We start from the raw sequence: 26,387 nt of genomic DNA on the forward strand, positions 1-26,387 counted from the left end.
CAAACCCTGCTCCTCTTTCTCCAATTCAACTCATCCCATGTACATCATCAAAATAAATATGTAAACAAGGATATTTTTTTATTAATTGTTTTAATTTATCAATAGGCGCATGATCGCCATACATGGAATAAATTCCATCAGCCATATACCAAATTTTTTGATGCTTATCTTTATATTTAACAAGATAATCTTCTAACTGTTCCATATTATTATGTCGAATTAATAAAACCGGAACACCACGGGTTTTAAGTATTTGACAAGCTGTTTGCACACTCCAATGCACTTGATGATCAAGTATAACCACATCATTATCACTGATTGCTTGTGGTATAACCGCCATATGAGCCAACGTACTATTCTTCGCTATAATAACTGGCTCCTCATGTATTAACTCTATTTTTTGTTCTAATGTCCGGTATAATGGATGCGAAATATACGTTTTAGATAAAGGAAACTGCGTCCCATATTTAAAGATAGCTTCTGCTGCAGCTTGCTTAATTCGAATGTCCTGTTCTAGGCCTAAATATCCAGTTGTAGCAAAATGCCATAGTTTTTTTCCATTGATGCAAAGTGAATCTCCTTTTAATGTTTCATCCTCTGCATATAAATGAATCGTCTGTTTATTTTTTGCATTTTCAATAACTCGATCAATCGTATCGTAGGTATTATTGTGATTAATTTTAGCCATATTATCAATTTTAGAATTTTAAAATTGATAATAAATCAGATAAATCACTTTACAACCTTTTGAATTAATTCTTTTTTTATACTTATTAGTTCTTATATTGCATTTTTTAAGTTTAAAAAACTGAAATTTTATAGAAAAGATTGATATTTTTATAAAAGTTTATCATACCCCTTAAAATTAAACTATGGATTATGACTATGAAAATAAATATGCAGGATATAAATTAAGAGATCGAATCTTATACATTACTTTTAAGAAATCTTTGAACATCACCTATGATGTAGCAAGGAAATTGGTGCAAGATAGATTGCGATTTCAATCCTTTTCAAATTTTGATGTTATCTGCGATATATCAGATGTTAAATCAATACACAGCGAAGCACGTACTTATTTATCAACCTATGGTTCTAATTTATTAGCCAATGTAGCACTGGTGTCTACTAACGCTACTGTATACACTATGGCACTCTTCTACATAAGAATTAATAATCCAAAAGCTCCTACTAAACTTTTTAAATCAATCAATGAAGCCATCGATTACATTAAATCGATTAAAAAACTTTAATTTATATGAAAGAATTGATTGTTAGCAAAAAAAGATGGAATTATTTAATTGAAGCTCTTATTGATTTGGGTAATGGTAAACTAGACCAACAGGTTTTTATTCAAAATTTAGGTGATGAATTTGAATGTTTAGAAGTTTTATTTAATCTGGTGAATGAAGAATGGCGTGATCGTTTACTTCATTTATCTTTTGTAAAACCAAACGAGTTTCAGAAATATGTAAATCAATATGTTTTCCTTGTAAATAAAGAATTTAAAATCACTAACGTAAGTGATGATTTTATAACTAACCAATCCTTGCATTTTAATGATATTAAAAATTTAAACTTCTTAGACTTAATTGATTCCGAAACAGCAGATTATTTGAAAGATAGGATTCAAAATAGAATGGATTTTTCAGGACTTTCCAAACAAACACTTACCTTATTTGATATAAACTATATGTTTAATATAACTACTTTGAATGATGATAAAACTTTGGTTATAAATTTATATCAAATGTATTTGGACTCTAGGCACTTCAAACCTTTTATGACAGAAAATTTTGAAATCAATCGTTTAAAAGAACGTAAAAGAAATGAGTTTATCATTGAAGATGTAAAGGTATTTGTAGATCACTATCCCTTACATAAAAAACTGACCTTAAATCAAATATGTAAACAATTTGGCATCAATTCCAATCAACTAAAAAAACTTTTTAAGGAACAATACCAAACCTCTGTTTACGAATATTTTATTTCTCTAAGAATGAAACATGCCTATTTACTTATTGAAACCAGTACATTGGCATTCAAAGAAATCGCAGTCATGGTTGGCTACCCACAGTATTCTGCATTTGTGAATTACTTTAAAACCTATTTTGACATCCTTCCTAAGGAAGTTCGTTGTAAAGTAAAAAACTTACATCAAAAATAAAACCACAAATAACTCAAAATACCCAAAAGACAGCTGTAAATAAACCTTTTTTTATATTTTTTAATTCTTATTCTGCATTTAAAATAAAATTACATTATTGAACTTTACTAAAATAAAATCAATAATATCATGCAAAATATTATTAAAAATGCAACTCTTTTAAGTATTTACTTCTTTGTTATACTTTTTGTGTATACCTCGATTAGTAAATTAATCGACTTTGAAAATTTTCAAGTACAAATAGCACAATCCCCTTTATTAAGTGCCTTTGCTACTACCATAGCCTATGGCGTTGTTATAGGCGAACTTATTATTGCTGTACTGCTTTGTTTTCGTAAAACTGAAAAATTGGGTCTTTATCTTTTTTTGGGATTTATGATTGCCTTCAGTATTTACATTTACCTTATTTTAAATTACAGTCCGTTTGTACCCTGCTCTTGTGGTGGTATATTAGAAAAAATGGGATGGACCGAACACCTTTGGTTTAATATTATTATTTCTATACTTACTGTATTGATACTATTGTATCATTACGAGATTAAACGTAGCGTGGTAGTTGTTATAGCAATAATTTTTACTAGTTGCCTTCTTGTTATTATCTTATTTTTTACATCAGAGCATTTGATGAAAAAAGAAAATCCGTTTGTACGTCGATTTTTACCGCATCCTATTGACAAAGCACAATATTTAGATTTAGGTGTCAATTCGTATTATATAGCCGGGCTAACCCCAGATACCATTTATTTAGGTAATTATACGGCTCCGCTATTAATCACAGCTGTTTCTAAAGATCTAAAAACGAGAGTAGAACATCAAATAAAGCTCGATGAAACCGAACGTTCCTTCCGTAGTTTATTAGTTCGTGTACAAAACAATAATTTCTTTGTAAGTGACGGAAGCATCCCCATCATCTACAAAGGAAATACAAGCAACTGGTTCGCTCATAAATTCATGACCGAAACCATCTATTTTTCGCTATTACAACCTCTAACAGAAAATACCTTTTTATTTAGAAGTCAGCGTGCTAGTAACGGCGAACATGTTTTAGGTAAACTTAGTGTAACAGACACCGTAACTTTTGAACTTTTTGAACATGCTTTACAAAAACAAATGGATGGTGTATTTGATACCGATGGACAATTAATTTCAGACCAAAAAACACATCAAGGTATTTATACCTACACGTATCGTAACCAATATTTAGTCTATCGTTCACAATCTAACACATTCACACAAGGTAAAACGATTGACACCACTACCCTAGCCAAAATACAAATTACCCAGCTAGCCAATGGCGATCGTAAAATGGGTGCACCACCATACAAAGTAAATGCGAAAACCTACGCATACAATGGTAAACTTTATATAAAATCAGAATTATTAGGCAAAAATGAACCCAAAAGTATGTGGAACCAAGCCAGCATCCTTGATGTTTACGATTACAATAAAAACGAATACTTGTACAGCTTTTACGCGTATGACCATCAAAAGGACAAGATCAAAGAATTTGTGTTGAATGAATCGTATTTCTATGGGTTGGTTGGGAATTCTTTGGGGAGATGGGAAATAGGGAATGGGGAATTAGGGAATGGGGAATGACTTTAAAATAATATTATTATGATGCATACAGATTTAAAAGTATATCAAAAATCGTTAGATTTTGTACTATCAATATATCAGCTAACGGCTGATTTTCCAAATGATGAGAAATTTGGGCTTACAAGTCAACTTAGAAGAGCAGCTGTTTCGATTCCTTGTAATATAGCTGAAGGGGTATCAAAAAATTCTACTAAAGATTATATACGGTTTCTGTACATTTCATTAGGCTCAACCTCTGAAATTGAATGCTTATTAGAAATTACTCAACGTTTAACCTATTGTAACTCAACCTCCATTCTAACTAATGATTTAACCATCATAAAAAAAATGTTGATTAAGCTTATTGCTTCATTGAAAATGAGGGAATGAATTAGGGAAAGAGGGAAATGGGGAAATGGGAAATGGGGAAAGAGGGAAATGGGGAAAGAGGGAAATGGGGAAAGAGGGAAATGGGGAAAGAGGGAAATGGGGAATTCCCTACTCCCTACTCCCTACTCCCTACTCCCTACTCCCTACTCCCTATTCCCTAAATAAAAATCTATTGGCCAATAGCAGGGAATAACGGTTGAAAACCTGTATAAAAGAGTAAACCAACTAATTAAATTTTTAATATTATGAAAAACAATTTTAAAAAAGCCTTGATACCATTCGGTGTAATTGTACTAGGCGTAGTGGGTGCTTTTGCATCAAATGCAGCAAAACAGATTGAGAAAGCTGATGAAGCAGTTATGTTAGGCTATCATTACGTTGCCTCAAGCCCAACAGAAGGGGAATGTCAACCTGTGTGGGTTGATTGTAATCCAGATAGTGGTGATATCTGTACTATTTCTGGAGTAACCTATTATAGAAGTCCTATTAAAGATGGATTACAATGTAGTTTTACACTTTACAAAAATTAATTTAAAAAGGGCTGTTATGAACAGCCCTAATTTAAATATAAAACATTTATTATTTGAATTGTTAATTAATAAAGCATTTTACATAAATTGCTAATCTATCCATTCTGGTTTTTCTTTATCTTTTAAATAATAATCAAACCACTGTTTGACTTTCGAGCTTACATCTTTTTGATTTTTATCTTTATGAATGTAATGATCTTCATTTTCATAAATTAATAATGTCACCTCTTTATTTAATTTTTTTAAAGCGTTAAACATCAACAAACTTTGTTGCCAATTCACTACATAATCTTTATTTCCGGTTATTAATAATAAGGGTGTTTCAACATTTTGAGCATAAAAAAGTGGTGAATTTTTAATATACATTTCTTTATCTTGATAGAAGTTTTTGCCTAAACGAAACTGATGGTTCTCATAGCGCCACAAATTGGGTTGTAACGAATATTGGCTATAATTAAAATACTCCGAGATTATTTCGGCAACACCTGCACTTGTAATAGCTGCTTTAAAACGATTGGTATGTGTAATTATATAATTGGTTTGGTATCCTCCAAAAGAATGTCCGTATATTCCCATTTTTGAAGTATCTATTGGATATCTCTCTGCAAAATAATCAATAACTTCGTTGACACTATTCAATGCAGAATTACCGGTTTCTCCATTTATATAATAAATATCTGGTTCTAAAACAAAATAATCATCTGCTATAAAAGTTCTAAAATTTATTTTGGAGACTGACAAGGTTTCGGGTGATAAATAAGTATGCTGTTTATGATATTTCTTATCATAAACAAAAACTACAACAGGATATTTTTGTAAAGAAAAAGGATTGTAATTTTTTGGAAATGTCAATATTCCTCCTGCTAATTCTCCATTTTCTTTTTGCCAAAATTCGTATTTTGATAACACATCTTCAACTTCAGTATCAAAACTATTACTATCATAAATTAAAGATTCCTTACGTTTATAAATATCGTATAAATAAATTTTTGGTGTACTGTTTGGTTTCTCTTTTATGTAAATAATGAAGTTTTTTGACCTTTTTATTTGTGTAAAAGCAGCTTGATCTTCTGTTAAATCAATTAGTTTTTCTTTGTCGGTAAAAAAAGAAATCCCTTGTTTAGTATTCATTAAAGTGGAATAATGTAAAATCAAATCTTTATAATTGTTTGTATTTAATGGTATTGCAGACCAAATCCAATTTTTTGAAAATAAATTATAATTAGCGCTGGCTATTTGATATGATCTACCTTTATTATCCCCATTTGTTTTTTTTTCTATTTCTTTCGTTTTGAAATCTAAATACCAAATATCGTTTTCAGACGTAAAAAAAAGTCCTCTATCGTTCCATTCCAAAGGAATACCTATTGGATTATTAGTTATTTCATTGGTGTAAGTGACATATTTACTATAAAAATTATCCTTTAGGTTTGCTGTAATCGAAACCTTTTTATTTAGTGATTCATCATAGTAATACCAATTGTTTTTCCAAAAAAAGATTAAAGGACTAAAGGACTTGTAACTAAAAATATTTTTACTTAAAGTATTCATATCATTAATTTTTATTTTAGATTTTTTATAAGTATCATATTTATAAATAGATACAGTTGAATCTATAAATGATAAACTATCATTCTCAAACATGTCAAAACAATAAATTTGATTTTGCTCATCGATTTTAAAAATTAAATTTACATTTACATCTGCTAAAGACATCCAATTACCTGTTTTCAAATTTACTAAGGCGATTTGATTGGTCGCATTTTTTTGGTGCTCTACATTCGGCGTGTATCCTTTTTGAGAACCGCTCCAAATTTGAACATCTGCATCTTGTTCTGAACGTTTTTTCTGTAAAGGCTTTACTCCTATAACTAACTCTTGATTAGATAATAAACGTACTGAATTGAACAAGGTATCAATGACCGTTTTTTCGAGTTCATTTACTATAGGGTACTTACCTATTTTTCTTAAATTATTCTTTTGGACTTCATAAACAAACATATCATCAACCGAATTGGAAATCAAATAAAATGCGTTGTTTGATTCATTAAAAACAACTTTCTTTATTGGTCTTTCTAACTTATCGAGATTTGGAAACACCTCTTTTTTATTTGTTTTTAAATCTAAAAGTACGCATGAATTGTTTTCATCAATCATTACGAGCTTTCTTTCGTTGGGGCTTACACTAAAAAATTTAACTTTATCAAAAGATGTAGATTTGTGAGTTTTTAGATCTAAAATCGTCAACGTATTGGTTTTTAAATCCATATAGATCAATCTATCTATATTCTTTAAAATTTCAACCTTTCCAATATTTTGCAATACTTTTATTTGCTGGGCTTTAAAATCAATGAAATGCAGTTCTCTGGTTTTCAAATTATAAATCATTCCATTTTTATCACTTAAATAAAACTTTGGAGAACTCATTTCTAATTTATACTCATTTAAGGAAGCTAAATCTTTTATTATAAAATGACTTTTATTTGCCACAGTGAGATTGTAAGCAATGATATTACCAGAGTCACTTACAAATTCGGTTGTAATCATTTCTGCTTTATTTGATGTTTCTTGGCCCATCATAGACCAAGAAAGCATCAAAAACATATAGATTACAATTTGTTTTATAAATTTCATATTAGTAACCTATATTTTGTGGTTTTAAATTACCATTTAACAAAATTTCAGTCTGAGGTATTGGAAGGTTTTTAAAGTAATCCATCCAATGGGGTTTAACTGTAGCCAAACTCATTAGTTTATTTGTTCGTTTAAGATCGTAAAAACGATGTCCAAACTCACAGAAAAATTCAATTCTACGTTCGCTTAAAATTGCATTTTGTGCTAAATTGTTATCAGATATATCCAGAGCAGATATGTTTGCTCTTGTACGAATGGTATTCAAATAATTATTAAAATTAGTCCAATTACCTAGTTGTCCTTCTGCTTCTGCGGCAATCAAATACATTTCTTCTATACGTATTACGATCGAGTATTCTTTTGTAGGAGATGAAAAACCTCTTTGTTTGTATTTAAAAGCATGTGCATTTGTACCGGTATCACCTACAAACTTCACCCATTGCGTTTTGCGTAAATCATCAGTTTCAAAATCATTTAATAGACTTTGAGAAAGTTGCGCAATCGGAGCCGGATTTGCAGTAAAAATATACGTCATGGCTTCATAAGTATTGTACCCATTAATGGTTGGTTTTAATTGCAAAATGGCACTTTTACTTTCTTTTAGAAACAAGGTTTCAACAGGTTCTAATTCAAAAAGCGGATTGTTTATTACCAACTCAGCGTATTGTAAAGATTCTATCCATTTTTTTTGATACAAATAGATACGAGCCAAGAAAGCTTGAACTACTGGTTTGTTTATTCGAATTCTCTCTGTGTTAGCAACCTCAGCATTCAATAATAATTCGGCTTCTTTTAAATCTGCTATGGCTAAATTCATAACCTCATTCGAATTTTGTTTTGCAATACTTTTATTCAAATTGTAATTTATTGTTTTTATATACGGCACCTCATCAAAAGTTTGCGTTAAATAAAAATGTAGTATTCCACGAATTGCTAGAGCCTCTCCCATCAACTTATTTTTTGTAGTTTCAGAAAGATTCGGTGAGCTTTCAACTCCTTCTATGATATTGTTAACTGTGTAAATTTGCTTATAGGACGTATCCCAAAGCCTTTTCACAGCCGTATTATCAGCTAAAATTACAGCATCATAGAATTTTCTAGGATCCGTATTTTGAGTTGAAATTACTTCTAATTCATCTGTATAACAAGCCATCAAAAATGGATTATCTGCTGTATTACCATTTAAAAATCCTCCCTCAACTAACATTACATATACATTATTCATTGCAGCTTCTGCAGTTGCAGCATCATTAAACACCTTTACTTGATCTAATTGATCTTTTGGCAAATCTGTTTCTAAAAAATCGCTACAGCTTAGGTTTATCATTAATAAACTAAAACTAAGTATCATATATCTTGGTAAGTTCATAATCTAAAAAATTAAAAATTAAAATTAAATCCTAAGGCAATAGTTCTCAATGCTGGTAAATAACCTATGGCTGTTTCTGGGTCACTACCTGGGTAATTGGTTATCGTAAATAAATTTTGACCTTGAACATAAGTTGCAATGCGTGAGTTAGATTTATTATTTAATTGCCAACTGTATTGTAATTGCAGTGATTTTAAACGGATGTATGAACCGTCAATAATCATCTGATCACTGTTCTTGTAATTTTCGTAAGCTTGTGTACCTAATGAATTTGTTTGTAAAATTGGTATTTGATAACTACCATTAGGGTTCTCATTAGAAACATAATCAGATGTCATGGACAGATTATTTACGTTATAGCCTAAAGGAGATACATTAGACAATGGAGATAAGGCATTTTGTTTAACAAATTGAATTGTGAAATCTAAAGACCAGTTTTTATAATTTATACTATTTTGTATTCCCGCAAACATCATTGTATTGACATTCATAGCTTTTTTACGGTCGTTGACATCTATTTTGCCATCTCCATTTAAATCTTCAAAAGTAAACAAGCCTGTTACTGGATCAATTCCGGTATAGGTATATACTTTACGTATCGAAGTAGGTTTCCCAATTTCGTAAGTATTAGCATAGGTTGATTCTTCTAAGTTAGGGAAGGCGATTAATTTATTCTTTGGCAAACTAATGTTGATGTTTGTTGACCAAAAGAATTGATTTTTGGACATATTGATACTACGTAGTGTAAACTCCCAACCCGAATTCTCAACAGTAGCATTCAAATTAGCTTGTACACTAGCAAAACCTGTAGTACCTGGTAACGGAATCCCTACTAATTGATTCGATGAACGATTACTATAATAGACAATTGATGGAGCTATTCTTGATTTAAAAAGTTCTAATTCCAACGCAACTTCAACTTTTTTATTCGTTTCCCAACTAAAATCAGGATTGAATAATCTTGTGGGTTCTAAAGCTATTTGTTCGTCGTATTTTAGATAATTTAATCTAAATGTATTTAAATACTGGTAATCACCTATTAAGTCATTACCTGCAATACCGTAACTTGCTCTTAGTTTTCCGAAACTTAACCAAGACGATTTATCAAATACATTTTCTCTACTAAACAACCAAGCTGTACCCACAGCCCCAAAATTCCCCCATTGTTTACCTGGTCCAAAACGACTTGAACCGTCTCTACGTCCTGTAAGATTTACAATGTACTTTTGTTGGTGTATATAATTTACACGCGCATAAAATGCTTGGTAACGATACATTAAATCAGCATCTTTGAGAATAAGTTGAGAAGTAGCACTTTGAAGGTTATCCAACATATCATTTGACAAGAAGCCGTTACCTCGTAAGCCTAGTATATCTTGTTTGCGTTCCTCAAAAGTGGTTCCTAGAAGAAAATTCCAAACTCCTGTATTGGTTACTAAACTATAATTCAGTTTAGGTTCCATAATCCACCCATCTCTAGAAAACAATGTTCTACTAACAGAAGAATCTTTACTGGTAAAGCCAAGTGCCGGATTCATTGTTGTTGTAGGAACTTTCTTGAATTCTACATTATTTGTAGTTTGTAAACCTGCGTTTAATGAAACATTTAAATTCTTAATAAGTGCATAACCCAACACAACATTTGCTGAAAAATCATTTGATTGAGATTCGTAAGTTGCATTTAGTTTTGCTAACGGATTTTCGAACGTATTGTTTTCCCAATTCAAATTACCTTCTGCATCGTACAAGTCTGGTGCATTGGGTGCTAAAAATATTTGAGAAGTTAAATCAGTAACCATAAGGTTATTTTTTTGATTACTTTTTAGAACTGTAGATTGAAAATAAAAACGATCGTCTTTTGATTGATGGTTTACATTTAATAAAAAATTAGTTCGTTTATACCCAAAATCACCTGGAAAAACCGTTTCGTCTTTTCGATGCCCTGCACTAAACAAATAATTTGTTTTGCCAGAACCACCGCTTACTGAGAACTGGGTATTTTGAGAAACGGCTCTACCTCCCAAAAACTCTTTTTGCCAATTGGTGTACTTATTCTCATCCCAAATACCATTTACATCATAAGCATTTGCAGGGTAATCTGTGATGCCTGCATTTGCGAAAGCATCTCGACGCATTTGTAAATATTGATCGGTATTCATTAAATCCATATACTTAGCTACTGTACTCACCGAAGTAGTTGATTGAAATGAAAATGTGGTTCTATCAGAGCTTCCTTTCTTAGTCGTAATAAGTACTACTCCATTACTCCCACGAGAACCATATATAGCCGTTGCATCGGCATCTTTCAGTACCTCAATACTTTCTATATCGTTTGGATTAATACTATTTAAAGGACTTACGTTACCTTTACTAAATATTTGACCTGATAATGTTTGATCAGAGGCTGATTGCGAAGCAAACGGCACACCATCAACGATATACAAGGGCGCGTTTCCCTCGGTTCTTAGACTGTTACGCCCCCTTATTTGTATATCGAAGCCACCGCCAGGGACACCACTATTCTGCGTAATGTTCACCCCTGCCATACGTCCTTGCATAGCGGCCAGTGGGTTGGCAACTGGTTGTTGTCCAATTTCTTTTGCTGTAATTTTAGAAATACTCCCTGTTCGTTCTTTGTCTTTTACGGTATAGTATCCCGCATTGATTACCATTTCATCAAGCATATTTTCATCTGCCACCATAGTTACATTAAGCGTACTTGTTTTTACAGTAAACGTTTGCGGTTTGTAACCTAGATAATCAAAAGTTACTTGAGTATTCATTGGAATTTGAATGGTATAGAATCCCAATTCGTTGGTTTGGGTACCATTTTCGGTATCGGTTTGCCACACGAGTACTCCAGCTAGTGGTCCGTTGACATCTTTCACAACTCCGCTTAGAGTTAGTGTTTTTTCTTGTGCGTAGGTTTTTAAACTACACAACAGCATAATTAGCACGTACGTTAGGGGTACGGTTAGTGCTGTAAAAGTAATTTTTTTCATACTTTTGTAATGTTAATTAATAATTCGAGTTGATTAATATTTATCTCCCTGATATGGTCGCCAAACTTTGTTCAGGGGGATTTTTTTATTTTTTTCTCTAACTTTTGGCTTGATCCAAAAGTTACAAAAGATCAAGACTGCAAAAAGAAATTCTAAAAATGCGCGCATTTTTCTAAATCATTTGGATCTTGCTTTTTCAAAGCTTCGGTCAGCCAAATGATTCTTTACGCAAAAAGCTTCATTTTCTTAACGTATTTCTTTTTGATGTCGGGTTTACGATTCTGCTAAGTATTGATTTTATTCTTTCAATGAACGAGTTTTGTTTCTACTTAGTATTCCATTTTGTTATGCTGAACTTGGCAAGCATCGCATCAAGCTTTTTATATATGTTTCGATTATAATAGTACGTTTTAGATTTTTATAATTTATTCTTTCTTTTACCTCCTCTTTGTTATTTTAAAATTTAAAATGTCGGTGAACCTTCGGTTTGGACAACCCCAATAGAAATATGCTTCGACAATCTCAGCACACTAGGTTTTCGACGCAGTCTAAATACGGTCTAAACGGTTTCGAACGCTAAATCAAAAGAACTCACTTCTGTACAAATACAAGCCTTAATGACTTGATTATTTACACTAGAAGTCTTAGGCGCAGTATTCATGAGAACAAAAACAAAATTTAAACGCTCGAATAAACACCTTTTGATTTTACACTTTTCTCAACTTTTAGACACTCGTATTTATACTGTAGGTCGGGTTTACGATTCTGCTAAGTATTGATTTTATTCTTTCAATGAACATATTTTGTTTGTAGAAAGATTCTTCGACTTCGTTTTCACAGCGCTCAGAATGAGAGAATATTTCATATTCAATTCCCGATTCTCTTTTCACAATTTTTTTTCCCGATTCTCTATTACTATTAACGTTTTTGTTTTTCCTTAATAATCTATTCTACTGAATTTTTGATTTCGTTTTCAAATCTTCAAATTATTACATTTTCAAATTCTATTCCCTATTCCCTTATTCCTTATTCCCTATTACACTTACTCACCTTATAACCGTCTAACTTTATAACTTCCTAACCGAAATAATGCAAATTCAATTCCCTATTCCCTATTTCCCTATTTCCTTGTTCCCTAATGTATTCCCAAATATTCATTATCTTTGATTATCTACTTCTTAAAAAATACCCGATTCCATTTTGATAAATATTCTAATAAAATTTAAAATATTAGAATAAAAATCTATGTTTTGTCAATTTTGATTAAAAAGTGATTCATGCACTATCCATACTGTATCTATGCTTTATCTATTTAGTATCTATGTAGTTGATATTTAGAATATTTTTCGGTTTTGTTTTTTAGTTTTTATTCCCAAATTCCCTATTCCCAAATTCAAGAGCTTACGTACACAGTTAATCCGTCTCAAACTAGAACCTAGCGGGTTATACTTAATTTTATCATAACTGTGTACTTTGCTCTGTAACTAACTAAATAAAAAATATATAAGTGTTTTTAATTTTTAGTCTTTAGCTTTTAGTTATTAGTTTAGAATATTATTTTTCCATTTCCTCTCCCTATATCCCCAAAAAAACTCCCGAACCACGACTTTTATATAAAAACTTATAAATCTACCTTATGAAATGACATTTTGCGTGGTTCGATTGTTTTAACATTAATAAACTAATTCTAATAAAAATGATTTTCTTTTATCTATTGTGATTTAAAATTCAGGTCTCCCAGCTTTCTGATATAGCAAAGGGCGTTGCTGTGTGTTTTTTCTTATTTTTCTTAATGGTCGCCAAACTTATTCTAATTCAATTCTCTTTTCCAAATTATTAATTCAATGAATGTGTTTTGTTTGTACTTCATATTCTATTTTGTCATGCTAAACTTGGTTTACTTCGTACAGTTCGCAAGCACGGGACAGCATCGCATCTGTTTTTTTCAAGTGTTTGTTTAGGTTTTAATAGAACGTTTTAGATTTTTATATTTTATTTATTCTTTTACCTCCACTTTAATATTTTAAATTAAGGAGTCTGTGAATCTTCGATTTGGATTACCCCCAAAAGAACCAAAAGGGGTTTCCGACGCAGTCTAAATACGGTCTAAATGGTTTCGAACGCTAAATCAAAAAAAACTTGCTTTTTCAAAGCTTCAAACAGCTTTTTGATTTTACGCTTTTCTCAACTTTTAGACACTCATATTTATACTGTATGTCGGGGTTTACGATTCTGCTGAGTATAGATTTATAGTTTCAATGAACGTTTTTTATTTGTGCTAAATATTCTATTTTGTCATGTTGAACTTGGTTCAACATCACATCTTGTTTGCTTATGAGACCCTGAAACGAGTTCAGGGTGACAATAAAAAAAAAATTGTTTTTGATGTCGGGTTTAGATTCTGCGGAATATTTAATTTCATTTTCAAATTGAATATTCATTCTTTGGCTTTAAGCTATAAGCTGTGTTCTAAATCGGAATATCATTTTTAAATTCATTCCCCTTTCCCTTTTCCCTATTACACTTACTCACCTGATCACTCGTTACCCGTTACTTGTCACTAATTATAAATTCACTTACCTTATAACCGTCTAACTTTATAACTTCCTAACCAGATTACTGCAAATTCATTTCCCTACTTCCCTATTTCACCTTCATTTAAATGATTCCTAAAAAACCACTGATTTTCTACTATTTTATAGAAACATTTTCCCCTTGTAAAACTTATTTTAAAAAATATCTAACAATATGTTTGTAACTTCTAAAAAAAGCCTCTATTTTTAAAGTGCGAATTTAAAGACATAGAATAGCCTGTTGAAAAAGTTATAAACGTTTTCAAAATGGTGGTTTGTACACGTATTTAGTGTTTTGTATGGGCAATACCTGTTTTACTAAACGGTGTACGTTACTGGTTTACAAGGGTAAAAAGGTACCTTAAGTTTTAAGGAGGTTGGGTTACGGAGTTTAAAAATTTCGTTCTCATAATTTAGGTTTTTGGGTTTATGGAACGATGTACTCTTGGGTATGAAGAAACTTTGCACAAAAAAAGGCAAGGCGGTTTCACACTTTAGTATCGAGGGCGACCAAACCCGTCTTTAAAACAAATGTTATAAAGCTATCTCCTAAAGCATATGTGAAAACCGCCCATGCCGTATGCGAAAGTACAAAACTTTTTTTAGACATGGAGCGATTTCACGATACTCTCGAAGATAAAATTGGTCGTTTCGATTCGAGATTACATCGTATTTAATTCGTCTTATACAGACTTATTATCAATTCGCTTATACAAATATAATAAAATTTTTTCAACCACGGTCGAACGAACGTGTTTTTTTTTAATAAAATGTTTTTAAATCTTAAAAAATGATTGATATAAATAAAAAAATATGTAATTATATAGTTAAAGAATGGCTTAAACCTTGGTTAGATCAGGGTAAATCACAGACTTCATTTGCTAAATTACATAATGTAGAAGAAAGTACTATACGCAAGATAAAAGGAGAAAACACATATCATATTCCTGTAGAAACACTTTATAAGATATGTTCAGCTAGGAAATTAAGCTTAAAAGATTTCTTTGAAAACTTAGGGAACTAATCAAACTTATACCAATAAAATAAATTTACACTCATGAAAAACCTACTACTCTACCTATCAATACTCCTATCCTCTTTTAGTTATGCTCAAGAAAGTACTAAAGATTTGAAAGTAATCAAATCAGAGATAATCAAAGAAACTCAAATCAATGGTTTGTTAGACTTCTTTACTCCTATCCAAGGAAAAGAAAATAATGGTTATCAAGTAAAACCAGGTCTGTACGCTTCTTACAGAGAAATGGCTTTGTACAATTGGGGTAAGTCGGTCAAAGATTTAGGAATTGAAGATTTGGAAGAGTTGTATACACTCTATAGTGAGGCTCGAAAAAAAGAACTTAATCCTATGGAAAAGGAACTTTTAAAGATGGGGTTTCATAAGGAGTTGGAGTAAAATAATAGCACAGCCAAAAAAATAAATAAATACTTATGAAACATGGAAAAAATTACAATCAAAGAATTAATTGAATTTAGAAAAAAAGGATCTGAAAAAACAAAAAGGAATTTCGCTTTAAAGCTTAAAACAAGGAAAGCTAAGGTTAAAGATAGTGAGGATAAGACTGGTGGTAACTATTGGAGTATTAGCAATAGTTCTATTTATAATACCTTCAAACGTGGAAAGGATGAATTTTATGACGAAAAAATCGATGAGGTAACAGACAAATATAGTAAAACTACTTCTCTGAAAGACAAAACAATGTATGAGAGAAATTTAGATATTCTTAGAAGTTTCAAAGAATTTGATATTTTAAGTTTAAGACCAGATAATATAATCAATTTTGAAACAGTTGAAAAAACTTCAAAAATATTAACATTACAACATTTACCTATTTACATAAATCCAAATTTGGTGTTTCTATTTGAAGAAAATGGAATTGAAACTATAGGAGGTATAATACTTGTACCTCAACTTAATGGATTTACTAAATCAGAACTTGGTCTTTTCTGTGAAATACTATACAAGTTTTTGTTTGAGAAATATTCTGGTGAATACACAATTTCACAACATTACTGCATAGCAATTGATACTTATAATGCGTCAAGTATTACCTTTCTTGAAATGATTAACTCAAGAATGCCTTCTATATTAAATACAACATTGTTAGAGATTAAAAGTTTATAAAATTGATATTTCTTTCAGAATAAAACATGCCAAAAGCAATTAGTTAAAACTGAATTTCAACATTTAATATTTATTCACAAAGTAATCTTTCTTTTAAAGATTAGCATATTATTCCTTAATAAAACATTTATGTACATAAGCAAAATTAGAATTAAAAATTTCAGATTGCTAAAAGACACCACTCTTTTATTAAATGAAAATGAGAAACAAGAATTATCTCTTTTAATTGGAAGAAACAATAGTGGTAAAACTTCATTTATAATGCTTTTTGACAAGTTTTATAGAAATGAAAGTTTTAAATTTAATTTCTATGACTTTTCAACATCATTGAGAGATAAAATTTATAAGATAGATGAGAGTACTGTGATTGAAGATTTATCTATCCAGATGATTCTCGAAATAAAGTATGATATTAATGATTCTTTAGAAAATATATCTGATTTTATATTAGATTTAGACCCCTCTGTAAATATTGTGAGAATACTTTTTGAATGCTCAATTGCTAAAGATAATTTAATAAATGATTTGTCAAAGTTAAAAACTAGTAGAGAAAAATTCATTGAGAAGAATTTGCCCGATTATTTAATAAATAAGAATGTGTATGTCTTTGAAAATGAATCTGACTTAGAACCTGCAAATAGAGGAAATTTAGTTAAAAAAGATATTTCGTCAATTAGAAACTTAATTAATTTTCAGGTCATCCACGCGAAAAGAAATGTCTCAAGCTCTGAAACAACTGGAAATGGTAAAAGGGCCTTGTCAGAAATGACTACTCAATATTTTAATAAAGAGCATAAAGAATCATCAGATGATTTCTTTGAGATTAATGATGCGATTTCGACAATGGATTCTACCTTAGATGAAAAGTATCAGATTCACTTTAAATCATTTTTGGAGAACGCTAAGAACTTTCTTGACATAAAAGATTTGAGAGTTGTTTCAGATTTAGAATCTAAACAATTATTTACCAATCATTCTAAAATTGTTTATGGAGACGGATCAAATAATCTTCCTGAACATTTGAATGGATTAGGATATGTGAACATTCTTTATTTATTACTTCAAATTGAAGTTAAGAAAAAGTATTTTCTAGAAGAGAAGAAAGATATTAACCTATTATTTATTGAAGAACCAGAGGCTCATACTCATCCTCAGATGCAATATGTATTTAGTCAAAAAATACAAGAGATTATACGAGAGATTAACAAAGAAGTTAATTTACAAACCTTTATTTCGACCCATTCATCGCACATAGTTTCGCAATGTAATTTTTCTGATTTGCGTTATTTTAAACTTAAAGATGGAAATATTAATATTAAAAATTTCTATACTGACTTAGAAATTAAATATAAAGGCAAAGAAGATTATTTTAAATTTTTAAAACAGTACCTAACATTGTATTCATCTGAGTTATTCTTTGCTGAAAAAATAATTCTTATCGAGGGAACTACAGAAAAAATGCTTTTACCATATTTTATTAGCCAATATGATAAATTGGTTGTAGATCAAGATCATAAAATATCATCACAAAATATTTCAATAATTGAAGTAGGAGCAAATTCAAAAGTATTTAAATACTTTTTGGAGTTTTTAGAAATTAAAACTCTTATAATTACTGATATTGATACAACTAAATTAATAATAACACCAGCATCTAAAGGGAAAAAAGAAAGTAAAAGCAATGTTGCTTGTGCTGTAATAGAAGGAGATAATACAAGTAATTATTCTATTAAAGAATTTTTAAACAAACCTGAAGCAAATTCTCTAGAATTTAAAGATTGGTTTGAAAAACTTAAAGCAGATTCACTACAAGATGATGATTCTCATTATATAAAAATTGCTTACCAGATTGAAGAATTAGGATATCATGGTAGAAGCTTTGAAGATTCATTTATTAGTTTGAATTTAAAAGAAATTATAAAATATAAAGATGATGAAATTCGTGGGATCCAGCATAAAGCTAAACTTATTGATTCAGTTACTGATTTTTATGAATTGACAAAGGAGATATTAAAAGTAAATGGTAAATCAGACTTCGCTTCTTCACTTTTATATTTAGCATTAACTGGTAAAGTTGAATGGAAAACCCCATTATACATTAAAGAAGGTTTAAAATGGATAGCAAACTAAAACCAATCGAGCAAATAAAACAGATTATTGATGATAATCAAGATGCTGAAAAAGAATTTAAAAATTTTGTTTTACAAGGTGGAGCAGGAAGTGGAAAAACCGAATCTTTAAAACAAATTCTTGAATATATTTCTAACACTTATCCAGACAAAAAAGGTGTTTGTATTACATTAACAAATGTTGCAGTTGATGAAATTAAAGATAGAATTGGAGAAAATAAAAATTTCATTGTTTCTACAATACATTCTTTTTTAAACGATTTAATTAAAGATTATAAAAAAAATATTCACGAAGTAATCTTTGAAATTTTTAAAGTTGAAAAGATTACTAGAAAAGAACTAAATGCTGAAGAAGATGAAAAAGAGTATAAAAAGAATGAACACGAAAAATATAAAAAGTTATATGGAAAATATGCTGGTAAATTATTTACGACAACTGGAGAAAAAACTTCTAAAGTTATAGGTAAGAGAGAATACGATAAAGAACCAATAAAATTCAATGACGATTTAAATACTGAAGCAGATAAATTGAATGAAAAAATATTGGAGATTATTAAATCCATTGATTATAATAAAATCCGATACAATGAAACTCGTTATAATAAGTTCAAAGAACTATCTTTTGGACACGATGAGTTATTACACATTGCATCTCTTCTATTTAAAAAACATTCTTTATTGGGAAAAATTGTAAGTGACAAATTTGATTTCATACTGATTGATGAGTATCAAGATACAAATGAAAAAATAGTTGATATTTTTTTAAATTCAATCCCAAAAAATAATAAAACAACCATTGGATTCTTTGGTGATTCTATGCAAGGAATTTATGATGATGGAATAGGCGATGTAGAAAAAGAGATATATGAGAATAAATTAATCAAAATTAAAAAAGAGGATAATTTTAGATGTTCAGATAAAGTCATCGACTTTATAAATAGAATTAGAACTGATGGACTTAACCAAGAATTAGCTTTAAAAAATATTGAAACTATTGAAGATAGAAAAGGAGAAGTAAAATTATACTATTCTATTTATAGAAACAAGCCCAATGCTTTCAGTAGTATTGAAGATAAAAATAATTACTTTGACACTCTTAATAGATTAATATCCCAAGTTTCAGTCGATAATCCTGAAGTTAAAAAACTAATGTTAACCAATAAATCTATTTCAAGCGAACTAGGATTTAGGATTCTTTATCAAATATTCAATGATAGATATACAGAAGTTAAGGAAGAAATTGAGAAAACTTTAGAAAGGATTCAATTAATAGAAATATATGAACTTTGTTCTGCTTATAAAAATAAGAACTATAATTTCGTTTTTGTAAAACTAAGGAAATACGGGTTCGAATTAAAATCTGTTAAAGATAAAATAAGGGTAAAAAGATTTTTCGATGCATTATTAAATACAAATCAATCGGTTAACAGGATCTTAAAATTTGCATTTGGCAACAAATTGATAAATAAATCTGATTCATACAAGCAATACATTTCAAATAGAGATGCTTATCTCGAAAATTTAAAAAATGATGTTAGATTTCAATATTTAGAGTCTTTGTATTTTGATGAAGGAAATTCATCAACGAAAATGACAGCAAAGGATGCTTCTGTTTCTACTGAAGAGTTTGAAGAATTTGAAAAAAGTCTTAAAAGAAAAATATTCTATAATGATTTATTTTCTGAAAAATTAAAATTCTCTGAAGTCTTGAATTACTATAATTATATTGATGAAAATAATACTTCAGATTATATAACTATGCATAAAACCAAAGGTTCTGGAATTGAAAATGTCATGGTTGTAATGGACGAATATTTTTGGAACAAATACAATTTTAAAAGTATTTATGATAATGAGGAAGACTCATCAAAGAAATCAAAAAATAAAAAACTTTTCTATGTAGCCTGTTCAAGAACAATTAAGAATTTGATTTGTGTGAGATTAGTGTCTGATGAAGATGAAGAAAAACAATTATTAGATTTTTTTAAAGAAGTTGAAATTAAAAAAATAGTTTAAGATAATGAACCAATCACAATACTATGACATTAGCAGAAAGAGTAATTGTGTATTAAGATGTCCGATATTAGATTATTGTACCAGACGCGCATTCACAATTTATTTTTTTTCGGATTTTCATGAAATTGATCATGAAAATAACATTATTACTGCCTTGCAAAAAGAACACATATTACCAAAGGATTTTAATGAAAACAGTATTCCTTTGAGTGGTGAAGCAGTAATCTGGAGTAAAAAGAGATCATTTTTGTATTATTATAATATGTGCCCTGAAGTTAATCTATTTGATAGTGAAAATGGACTACGATTTGCTAAAGGTATGGCCAGTTGTGATGGTGATTGGGATAATGAACGATCGAACAAATTTATAAACATTAAAAATAAACATTACACCGAGTGTCTCGAATATTACAATTACATATTTAAAAATAAAACAATTACAAAAAGAAAAGCTACTTCTAGGAGAAATACAATTACAAAAGCTGTTCGGTTTGCTATTTTAGAAAGAGATAACCACATGTGCCAGTATTGTGGATCAAAAGCAACGGATGGAGTAAAACTACAAGTAGATCATATAATACCAGTAGCTAAAGGAGGTACTGATAGTTTGAATAACCTAATTACTTCATGTATTGATTGTAATCAAGGTAAAAGTGACAGATTGTTTTAATATGAAGAAGCTACAAAAATATAAAATTGTAAATAAATTAGGACAAGGCGGAAATGGTTTTGTGGAAAAAGTTATTGATAAAAAAGGAAATTATTTTGCAAAAAAAACTTTAAAAAACACAACAAACAAAAAAGCCTATTTGAGGTTTATTGATGAGATTACTATTTTAAGTAAAATAAATCATTCAAATATAATTGAGATAATTGAAGCCCATACACCTACTATTTATATTAGCAAGAATGAGGCCTATTATATTATGCCAATAGGCATTCCGTTAAAGGATTACATAAAAAGAAGTAACTTAGATGAACAATTTACAATCTGCGAAAAAATTATTGATGCATTAGTATATCTACATTCTCAAGATATAACACATAGAGATATAAAAATTGAAAACATCATAATAGTTGATAGAGAGCCTCAATTATCAGATTTTGGATTAGCAAATTTCCCTAGGAAAGAAAGAATTTCAGGTACAAACGAAAAAATAGGTCCGGCTTTTACTATAGCACCAGAAATGCGAAGAATATCAACTATTGCTAATTACAAAAAAGCAGATGTATATTCATTAGCAAAAACTATATATGCCATTCTGACTAAAAACTGGCTAACATTTGACGGACAATATAACAGATTTAGTAATTTTTCTTTAATGAACAATTTGGATGTTAAAATTAATAAAATGAGATTGATTGGAGTAACTGAATATAATTCTATTCTATTACTAGAAAAACTATTAGAAGCTGCTACGCATAACGATCCTGAAAAACGACCTACAATTGTGGAATTTCAAGAATCCTTTAGTTTTTGGTTAAAAAGTAATTCTAATTATAAATTAAGAAATTCTATAGAATGGAATGATGCTTTACTTATGTTATTTCCCTTTGGCATAACTGAGTCAGCTAGATGGACAAACACTTTTGATATAAGAAAGGTTTTAAATATTCTTTTTAACACATATGATGCTCTGAATCATAGTTTTTTTCCTATATCTGGTGGGCTAGATTTTGAAATTGCTGAGATTATAAAAATAAACGGGATTGATTTTATTTTAATAAATAATTCCTATTTAATGAAACCTAAAGAACTAATATTTGAATCGATGCAAGATACAAAATGGAGTTATTTTAGATTGGAATTACAAGAAATGAAACCTTTTTTCAATAAAAAATTTAATCATAAAAATGAGGAAATAATTTTTATTGATGAGCATAACTTAATTTTTGAAGAACCAAACGATACTAGTAAAGAATTATCATTGTTTTTACAAGGATCATTTTTAATTGTACAGAAAATGGCAATAATCAATAGTTTAAATGGTGAATTTGACCATTACATGGGATTACATAATAAAATGACTAATGATGAATACAAATTGTTACTTAAAGATATACAAGCTCATATAACTGTATAAATATTAACTAATAAAAGATATGTCTAAACAAGAAGAAACTAAATCAATTTTTGCAGGATCAAAACAATATTTAGAAAAAAGTTTTCTTGAAGAATTGAATTATAAAATATGGTCAACCAAAGGTGCTAGATTTGAAGCTGATAAGAGATTGACTATAATTTCTAAGATGTCTAACATTAGCTTATCTATTTTATCAGCTTATTTGATTATTGCTGGATTAATTTCTGTATATAACATACATTCAGCTATTAATTTGGATTTAATCAATTATGTGGTTACAGCTCTAAGCATCATATTACTAGTACTATCTCAACATGAAAATTCTCAAAATTATTATTTAAGAGCTAAAGACTTTCATAATTGTGGGTTGGAATTAAGTGTTTTGTACAATAAACTGAGAGCATTTAAAACTTTGGAAAATCCAACTGAAGAGGATAAGAATAGTTTTGCTAAAAAACTTGCTAAGGAATATCAAGCCATATTGAGTAAATATGAAAATCATATTGCTATAGATTATGATAATTTTAAAGCAAGCCATACAGAATATTTTAAAGAACTCACTGAAAAACAATTAAAGAGAATTAAAAGAAAAAACTTTTGGTTAAGGTATGGGTGGTATACTTTAATAATTAGCTTTACTCCTATTTTAATAATAATAGTTTGCTTTATTTAAAACAAAGAACATGAATTACATAGAAATAAAAGATTGTAAAAAAGGATACATACTTAAGGGTGAAAGTAATCACAAAGTGTATTACGATGAAAATGGTAAAAAAATTAAAGGTCATTTTATGGTATTTCTAGAAACTAGAACAGATACTGATTTTGTTGGTGCAATGATAACTAGTGTAGATTATAAGGGAACAAATATTGCAATGAATGATGCACATTTTTTAACTCATTTCTCAGAAGAACCTACTAAACCATGTAGTATTACATATAAAAATAGCCATTTAGTACCTTGTTTACTTATCAAAGTAGATGAAATGGGACCTTTCATAAAAGTTGGGGAACTTTCAGATTCAGGAATTGAATTTTTAGAAGAAAGTATTGGTAATAAAGGTCCTTACGAATGGGAAGAATATTTATATCATCAAAAAGAAGGTAAATTGTAATTATACCTCATCCCTAGCCTGTTAACTCAAATAATCAAAAATTAAAAACATGATCAAAACTACCCTTGAATTATATAACAAACTTTGCAATGATAGTAAATTGAATATCAATGAACTTGTTAAGTATGTTTAATTTAAGATTAAAGAATCTGAAAATACCAATTTAAATAAACTAGAAAAATTATAATAATACTTATGAGCTTTAAACTACTTGCAATTCGACCACTTAAAGGTTGTGATGAAAATTTAATTAATAATCTACATGAAGATGAATTCTATTTTTTTAATGATGCTTATGAAGCACATAATAAACTTGAATTTATAAAGAAAAAAAAAGTTTATTAAACCAAAAAATTTCTGAGTTAGATGAAATTAATTTTGCCTATGAAACCCAACAACCTTACATAGATGTTGTTGATGGTAAAATAAAACCAGATAAGATTGATATTTATATAAATAAACTAGGTTTAAGAAATATTTTTCAAAATGAAGAAGACGAAAACATCTATTTTGCACTAGAATGTAAAAGAATTGAAATTTTGTCTGATGTAAAAGACTGGATATGCAAACAAAAAGTACAGTATAAGTTAAGCTACATTTTTATAAATTTTGTTTTGATTATTAAATTCTTCAATTGTTTTGTAATTCAATGAGCTATGCCTTCTTTTTCTGTTGTACCAAATTTCAATGTATTGAAATATTTCGCTTTCCATTTGTTTTTTGAAAATCAGCTTATTTCTATAAATTAATTCTGTTTTTAGAGATTTAAAAAAGCTCTCGGCTACTGCATTGTCCCAACAATTTCCCTTGCGAGACATACTTCTGATTACTCCATAAGATGCTAAAATATTGGTGAATTTCTTTGTAGCATATTGTACCCCTTGATCAGAATGAAAAATCAATCCTTTTTCAATTGGTCTGTTTTTTATTGCCATTCGAAAGGCAGCTAGTGATGTATCATCGGCACTCATCGTATTACTTAAACTCCAGCCAATTAATTTTCTATCGTACAAATCAATAATGGTTGTTAGATACAGAAACCCATCTTTTGTTTGGATATAAGTGATATCGGACACCCATTTTTGACTAATTCGAGTGGCTTTAAAATCTCTATCAAGTACATTTTCTGCAATCAAGTAATTGTGTTTCGAGTTGGTTGTAACTTTGAATTTCTTGCTTAATTTACTTTTCAAGCCAAGCTCTTTCATATATTTGGCAACGGTTACACGAGATATTCGATATCCTAAAGCCTGTAATTCTGCTGTAATTCTTGGACTTCCATAGCGTTGTTTGAATTCAAAATAAAGTGTTTTGATTTTTTGCTTTAGTTTATTCTTTTTCAATGCTTTCTTTGAAATGGATCTCTTTTTCCATTTATAATAACTGGATATACTAACTTAGCGTTCAGTAGAAGTTAAGACTAAAATCTTAAATTTGACTCATGAAACAAGGACGAAAAATCTATGATACCGCTTTTAAAATAAGAGCAGTAGAATTAAGTAATGATAGAAATAATTTATCAGAGCTAGCGCGAGAGCTTGGTATAAAAGTTTCTTTGCTTTATAAATGGCGAAAGGAATATCAGCAATTTGGTACGGGTAGTTTTCCTGGCAACGGAAATTTAAAACTTACTCCCGAACAAGAACGTATTCACGAATTGGAAAAAAAACTCAAAGATGCCGAGTTAGAGCGCGATATATTAAAAAAAGCAATCAGCATTTTCTCCAAGAGCGATCGATGAAATACAGATTCATTAAGAATCATGAACGGCAATTTCCGATTGAGAAAATGTGTTCCATCTTAAAAATCAGTTCTAGAGGTTATTATAAATGGAAAAAGAGATCCATTTCAAAGAAAGCATTGAAAAAGAATAAACTAAAGCAAAAAATCAAAACACTTTATTTTGAATTCAAACAACGCTATGGAAGTCCAAGAATTACAGCAGAATTACAGGCTTTAGGATATCGAATATCTCGTGTAACCGTTGCCAAATATATGAAAGAGCTTGGCTTGAAAAGTAAATTAAGCAAGAAATTCAAAGTTACAACCAACTCGAAACACAATTACTTGATTGCAGAAAATGTACTTGATAGAGATTTTAAAGCCACTCGAATTAGTCAAAAATGGGTGTCCGATATCACTTATATCCAAACAAAAGATGGGTTTCTGTATCTAACAACCATTATTGATTTGTACGATAGAAAATTAATTGGCTGGAGTTTAAGTAATACGATGAGTGCCGATGATACATCACTAGCTGCCTTTCGAATGGCAATAAAAAACAGACCAATTGAAAAAGGATTGATTTTTCATTCTGATCAAGGGGTACAATATGCTACAAAGAAATTCACCAATATTTTAGCATCTTATGGAGTAATCAGAAGTATGTCTCGCAAGGGAAATTGTTGGGACAATGCAGTAGCCGAGAGCTTTTTTAAATCTCTAAAAACAGAATTAATTTATAGAAATAAGCTGATTTTCAAAAAACAAATGGAAAGCGAAATATTTCAATACATTGAAATTTGGTACAACAGAAAAAGAAGGCATAGCTCATTGAATTACAAAACAATTGAAGAATTTAATAATCAAAACAAAATTTATAAAAATGTAGCTTAACTTATACTGTACTTTTTGTTTGCATATCCAAACCTCTAGAA

At 29.5% G+C, this 26,387-nt stretch carries 21 protein-coding genes; 16 read left to right on the forward strand and 5 right to left on the reverse strand.

What is annotated here, in order from left to right; all coding sequences use genetic code 11:
- Positions 1 to 25 precede the first annotated feature (25 nt).
- Positions 26 to 688 (reverse strand): pyridoxal phosphate-dependent aminotransferase family protein, encoded by a 663-nt coding sequence (locus HW119_RS13150; RefSeq protein WP_177765119.1) that lies wholly within the window; start codon positions 686 to 688, stop codon positions 26 to 28.
- A gap of 184 nt (positions 689 to 872) precedes the next feature.
- Here HW119_RS13150 and HW119_RS13155 point away from each other — a divergent pair, with 184 nt between their 5' ends.
- The 5 genes from HW119_RS13155 (at position 873) to HW119_RS13175 (ending at position 4,665) form a co-directional block, all read left to right on the forward strand.
- The gene (locus HW119_RS13155) at positions 873 to 1,253 is read left to right on the forward strand and encodes a hypothetical protein (protein WP_177765121.1); all 381 of its coding nucleotides are present in this window, start codon (positions 873 to 875) and stop codon (positions 1,251 to 1,253) included.
- A 5-nt stretch (positions 1,254 to 1,258) separates the two neighbouring features.
- Positions 1,259 to 2,167 carry a helix-turn-helix transcriptional regulator gene (locus HW119_RS13160; RefSeq protein ID WP_177765123.1) on the forward strand — a complete coding sequence of 303 codons (909 nt, stop codon included), beginning with the start codon at positions 1,259 to 1,261 and terminating at the stop codon, positions 2,165 to 2,167.
- Positions 2,168 to 2,296: 129 nt separating this feature from the next.
- Positions 2,297 to 3,766 (forward strand): MauE/DoxX family redox-associated membrane protein, encoded by a 1,470-nt coding sequence (locus tag HW119_RS13165; RefSeq protein ID WP_410503958.1) that lies wholly within the window; start codon positions 2,297 to 2,299, stop codon positions 3,764 to 3,766.
- A gap of 18 nt (positions 3,767 to 3,784) precedes the next feature.
- Positions 3,785 to 4,135: a four helix bundle protein gene (locus HW119_RS13170; protein WP_177765127.1), complete on the forward strand. Its 351-nt coding sequence runs from the start codon at positions 3,785 to 3,787 to the stop codon at positions 4,133 to 4,135.
- A gap of 245 nt (positions 4,136 to 4,380) precedes the next feature.
- Positions 4,381 to 4,665 carry a DUF6520 family protein gene (locus tag HW119_RS13175; RefSeq protein ID WP_255497897.1) on the forward strand — a complete coding sequence of 95 codons (285 nt, stop codon included), beginning with the start codon at positions 4,381 to 4,383 and terminating at the stop codon, positions 4,663 to 4,665.
- Positions 4,666 to 4,755: 90 nt separating this feature from the next.
- Here the strand turns inward: HW119_RS13175 and HW119_RS13180 are convergent, their stop codons facing one another.
- The 3 genes from HW119_RS13180 to HW119_RS13190 are packed head-to-tail and all read right to left on the reverse strand — an operon-like array spanning position 4,756 to position 11,670.
- Complete coding sequence (locus tag HW119_RS13180; protein WP_177765131.1) at positions 4,756 to 7,299, reverse strand: alpha/beta hydrolase family protein; 2,544 nt, start codon at positions 7,297 to 7,299, stop codon at positions 4,756 to 4,758.
- Between the two features lies 1 nt (position 7,300).
- Entirely contained in the window at positions 7,301 to 8,668 is a 1,368-nt protein-coding gene (locus HW119_RS13185; protein WP_177765133.1) for a RagB/SusD family nutrient uptake outer membrane protein, read from the reverse strand.
- 11 nt (positions 8,669 to 8,679) lie between these two features.
- Positions 8,680 to 11,670 carry a SusC/RagA family TonB-linked outer membrane protein gene (locus tag HW119_RS13190; protein WP_177765135.1) on the reverse strand — a complete coding sequence of 997 codons (2,991 nt, stop codon included), beginning with the start codon at positions 11,668 to 11,670 and terminating at the stop codon, positions 8,680 to 8,682.
- A 3,363-nt stretch (positions 11,671 to 15,033) separates the two neighbouring features.
- Here HW119_RS13190 and HW119_RS13195 point away from each other — a divergent pair.
- The 10 genes from HW119_RS13195 (at position 15,034) to HW119_RS13240 (ending at position 24,075) form a co-directional block, all read left to right on the forward strand.
- Positions 15,034 to 15,267, forward strand: coding sequence for a helix-turn-helix domain-containing protein (locus HW119_RS13195; RefSeq protein ID WP_177765137.1), 234 nt, complete (start codon positions 15,034 to 15,036; stop codon positions 15,265 to 15,267).
- Positions 15,268 to 15,300: 33 nt separating this feature from the next.
- Positions 15,301 to 15,657, forward strand: coding sequence for a hypothetical protein (locus HW119_RS13200; protein ID WP_177765140.1), 357 nt, complete (start codon positions 15,301 to 15,303; stop codon positions 15,655 to 15,657).
- 42 nt (positions 15,658 to 15,699) lie between these two features.
- On the forward strand, positions 15,700 to 16,386 hold the full coding sequence (locus HW119_RS13205) for a hypothetical protein (RefSeq protein ID WP_177765142.1): 687 nt from the start codon (positions 15,700 to 15,702) through the stop codon (positions 16,384 to 16,386).
- A 129-nt stretch (positions 16,387 to 16,515) separates the two neighbouring features.
- The gene (locus HW119_RS13210) at positions 16,516 to 18,516 is read left to right on the forward strand and encodes an ATP-dependent nuclease (protein WP_177765144.1); all 2,001 of its coding nucleotides are present in this window, start codon (positions 16,516 to 16,518) and stop codon (positions 18,514 to 18,516) included.
- Positions 18,501 to 20,531 carry a UvrD-helicase domain-containing protein gene (locus HW119_RS13215; protein ID WP_177765146.1) on the forward strand — a complete coding sequence of 677 codons (2,031 nt, stop codon included), beginning with the start codon at positions 18,501 to 18,503 and terminating at the stop codon, positions 20,529 to 20,531. Before HW119_RS13210 ends, HW119_RS13215 begins: the two co-directional genes overlap by 16 nt.
- Before the next feature lie 154 nt (positions 20,532 to 20,685).
- Positions 20,686 to 21,201 (forward strand): HNH endonuclease, encoded by a 516-nt coding sequence (locus HW119_RS16645; protein WP_218620363.1) that lies wholly within the window; start codon positions 20,686 to 20,688, stop codon positions 21,199 to 21,201.
- Between the two features lies 1 nt (position 21,202).
- Positions 21,203 to 22,615 (forward strand): protein kinase domain-containing protein, encoded by a 1,413-nt coding sequence (locus tag HW119_RS13225; RefSeq protein ID WP_177765148.1) that lies wholly within the window; start codon positions 21,203 to 21,205, stop codon positions 22,613 to 22,615.
- A 19-nt stretch (positions 22,616 to 22,634) separates the two neighbouring features.
- Positions 22,635 to 23,288: an SLATT domain-containing protein gene (locus HW119_RS13230; protein WP_177765150.1), complete on the forward strand. Its 654-nt coding sequence runs from the start codon at positions 22,635 to 22,637 to the stop codon at positions 23,286 to 23,288.
- 10 nt (positions 23,289 to 23,298) lie between these two features.
- On the forward strand, positions 23,299 to 23,730 hold the full coding sequence (locus tag HW119_RS13235) for a hypothetical protein (protein ID WP_177765152.1): 432 nt from the start codon (positions 23,299 to 23,301) through the stop codon (positions 23,728 to 23,730).
- Positions 23,731 to 23,925: 195 nt separating this feature from the next.
- Complete coding sequence (locus HW119_RS13240; protein WP_177765154.1) at positions 23,926 to 24,075, forward strand: hypothetical protein; 150 nt, start codon at positions 23,926 to 23,928, stop codon at positions 24,073 to 24,075.
- A 242-nt stretch (positions 24,076 to 24,317) separates the two neighbouring features.
- On the opposite strand, the gene HW119_RS13245 is transcribed toward HW119_RS13240, so the two are convergent.
- The gene (locus HW119_RS13245; RefSeq protein WP_177766684.1) at positions 24,318 to 25,121 is read right to left on the reverse strand and encodes an IS3 family transposase; all 804 of its coding nucleotides are present in this window, start codon (positions 25,119 to 25,121) and stop codon (positions 24,318 to 24,320) included.
- Positions 25,122 to 25,171: 50 nt separating this feature from the next.
- Between HW119_RS13245 and HW119_RS13250 the strand changes: the two genes are divergently transcribed.
- Positions 25,172 to 26,346 (forward strand): IS3 family transposase gene (locus tag HW119_RS13250; protein ID WP_255497901.1). Its coding sequence is split into 2 segments (ribosomal slippage): positions 25,172 to 25,439 and positions 25,439 to 26,346, totalling 1,176 coding nucleotides; the frame shifts between segments, so codons are not numbered across the junction.
- Positions 26,347 to 26,387 lie beyond the last annotated feature (41 nt).

The sequence above is a fragment of the Flavobacterium sp. I3-2 genome, from assembly GCF_013389595.1.
Classification (GTDB): Bacteria; Bacteroidota; Bacteroidia; order Flavobacteriales; family Flavobacteriaceae; genus Flavobacterium.

Bases quoted from the DNA above. Each gene is read 5' to 3' on its own strand.
- HW119_RS13150 (WP_177765119.1), bottom strand. From the start codon at position 688: ATGGCTAAAATTAATCACAATAATACCTACGATACGATTGATCGAGTT.
- HW119_RS13155 (WP_177765121.1), top strand. From the start codon at position 873: ATGGATTATGACTATGAAAATAAATATGCAGGATATAAATTAAGAGAT.
- HW119_RS13160 (WP_177765123.1), top strand. From the start codon at position 1,259: ATGAAAGAATTGATTGTTAGCAAAAAAAGATGGAATTATTTAATTGAA.
- HW119_RS13165 (WP_410503958.1), top strand. From the start codon at position 2,297: ATGCAAAATATTATTAAAAATGCAACTCTTTTAAGTATTTACTTCTTT.
- HW119_RS13170 (WP_177765127.1), top strand. From the start codon at position 3,785: ATGATGCATACAGATTTAAAAGTATATCAAAAATCGTTAGATTTTGTA.
- HW119_RS13175 (WP_255497897.1), top strand. From the start codon at position 4,381: ATGAAAAACAATTTTAAAAAAGCCTTGATACCATTCGGTGTAATTGTA.
- HW119_RS13180 (WP_177765131.1), bottom strand. From the start codon at position 7,299: ATGAAATTTATAAAACAAATTGTAATCTATATGTTTTTGATGCTTTCT.
- HW119_RS13185 (WP_177765133.1), bottom strand. From the start codon at position 8,668: ATGAACTTACCAAGATATATGATACTTAGTTTTAGTTTATTAATGATA.
- HW119_RS13190 (WP_177765135.1), bottom strand. From the start codon at position 11,670: ATGAAAAAAATTACTTTTACAGCACTAACCGTACCCCTAACGTACGTG.
- HW119_RS13195 (WP_177765137.1), top strand. From the start codon at position 15,034: ATGATTGATATAAATAAAAAAATATGTAATTATATAGTTAAAGAATGG.
- HW119_RS13200 (WP_177765140.1), top strand. From the start codon at position 15,301: ATGAAAAACCTACTACTCTACCTATCAATACTCCTATCCTCTTTTAGT.
- HW119_RS13205 (WP_177765142.1), top strand. From the start codon at position 15,700: ATGGAAAAAATTACAATCAAAGAATTAATTGAATTTAGAAAAAAAGGA.
- HW119_RS13210 (WP_177765144.1), top strand. From the start codon at position 16,516: ATGTACATAAGCAAAATTAGAATTAAAAATTTCAGATTGCTAAAAGAC.
- HW119_RS13215 (WP_177765146.1), top strand. From the start codon at position 18,501: ATGGATAGCAAACTAAAACCAATCGAGCAAATAAAACAGATTATTGAT.
- HW119_RS13225 (WP_177765148.1), top strand. From the start codon at position 21,203: ATGAAGAAGCTACAAAAATATAAAATTGTAAATAAATTAGGACAAGGC.
- HW119_RS13230 (WP_177765150.1), top strand. From the start codon at position 22,635: ATGTCTAAACAAGAAGAAACTAAATCAATTTTTGCAGGATCAAAACAA.
- HW119_RS13235 (WP_177765152.1), top strand. From the start codon at position 23,299: ATGAATTACATAGAAATAAAAGATTGTAAAAAAGGATACATACTTAAG.
- HW119_RS13240 (WP_177765154.1), top strand. From the start codon at position 23,926: ATGAGCTTTAAACTACTTGCAATTCGACCACTTAAAGGTTGTGATGAA.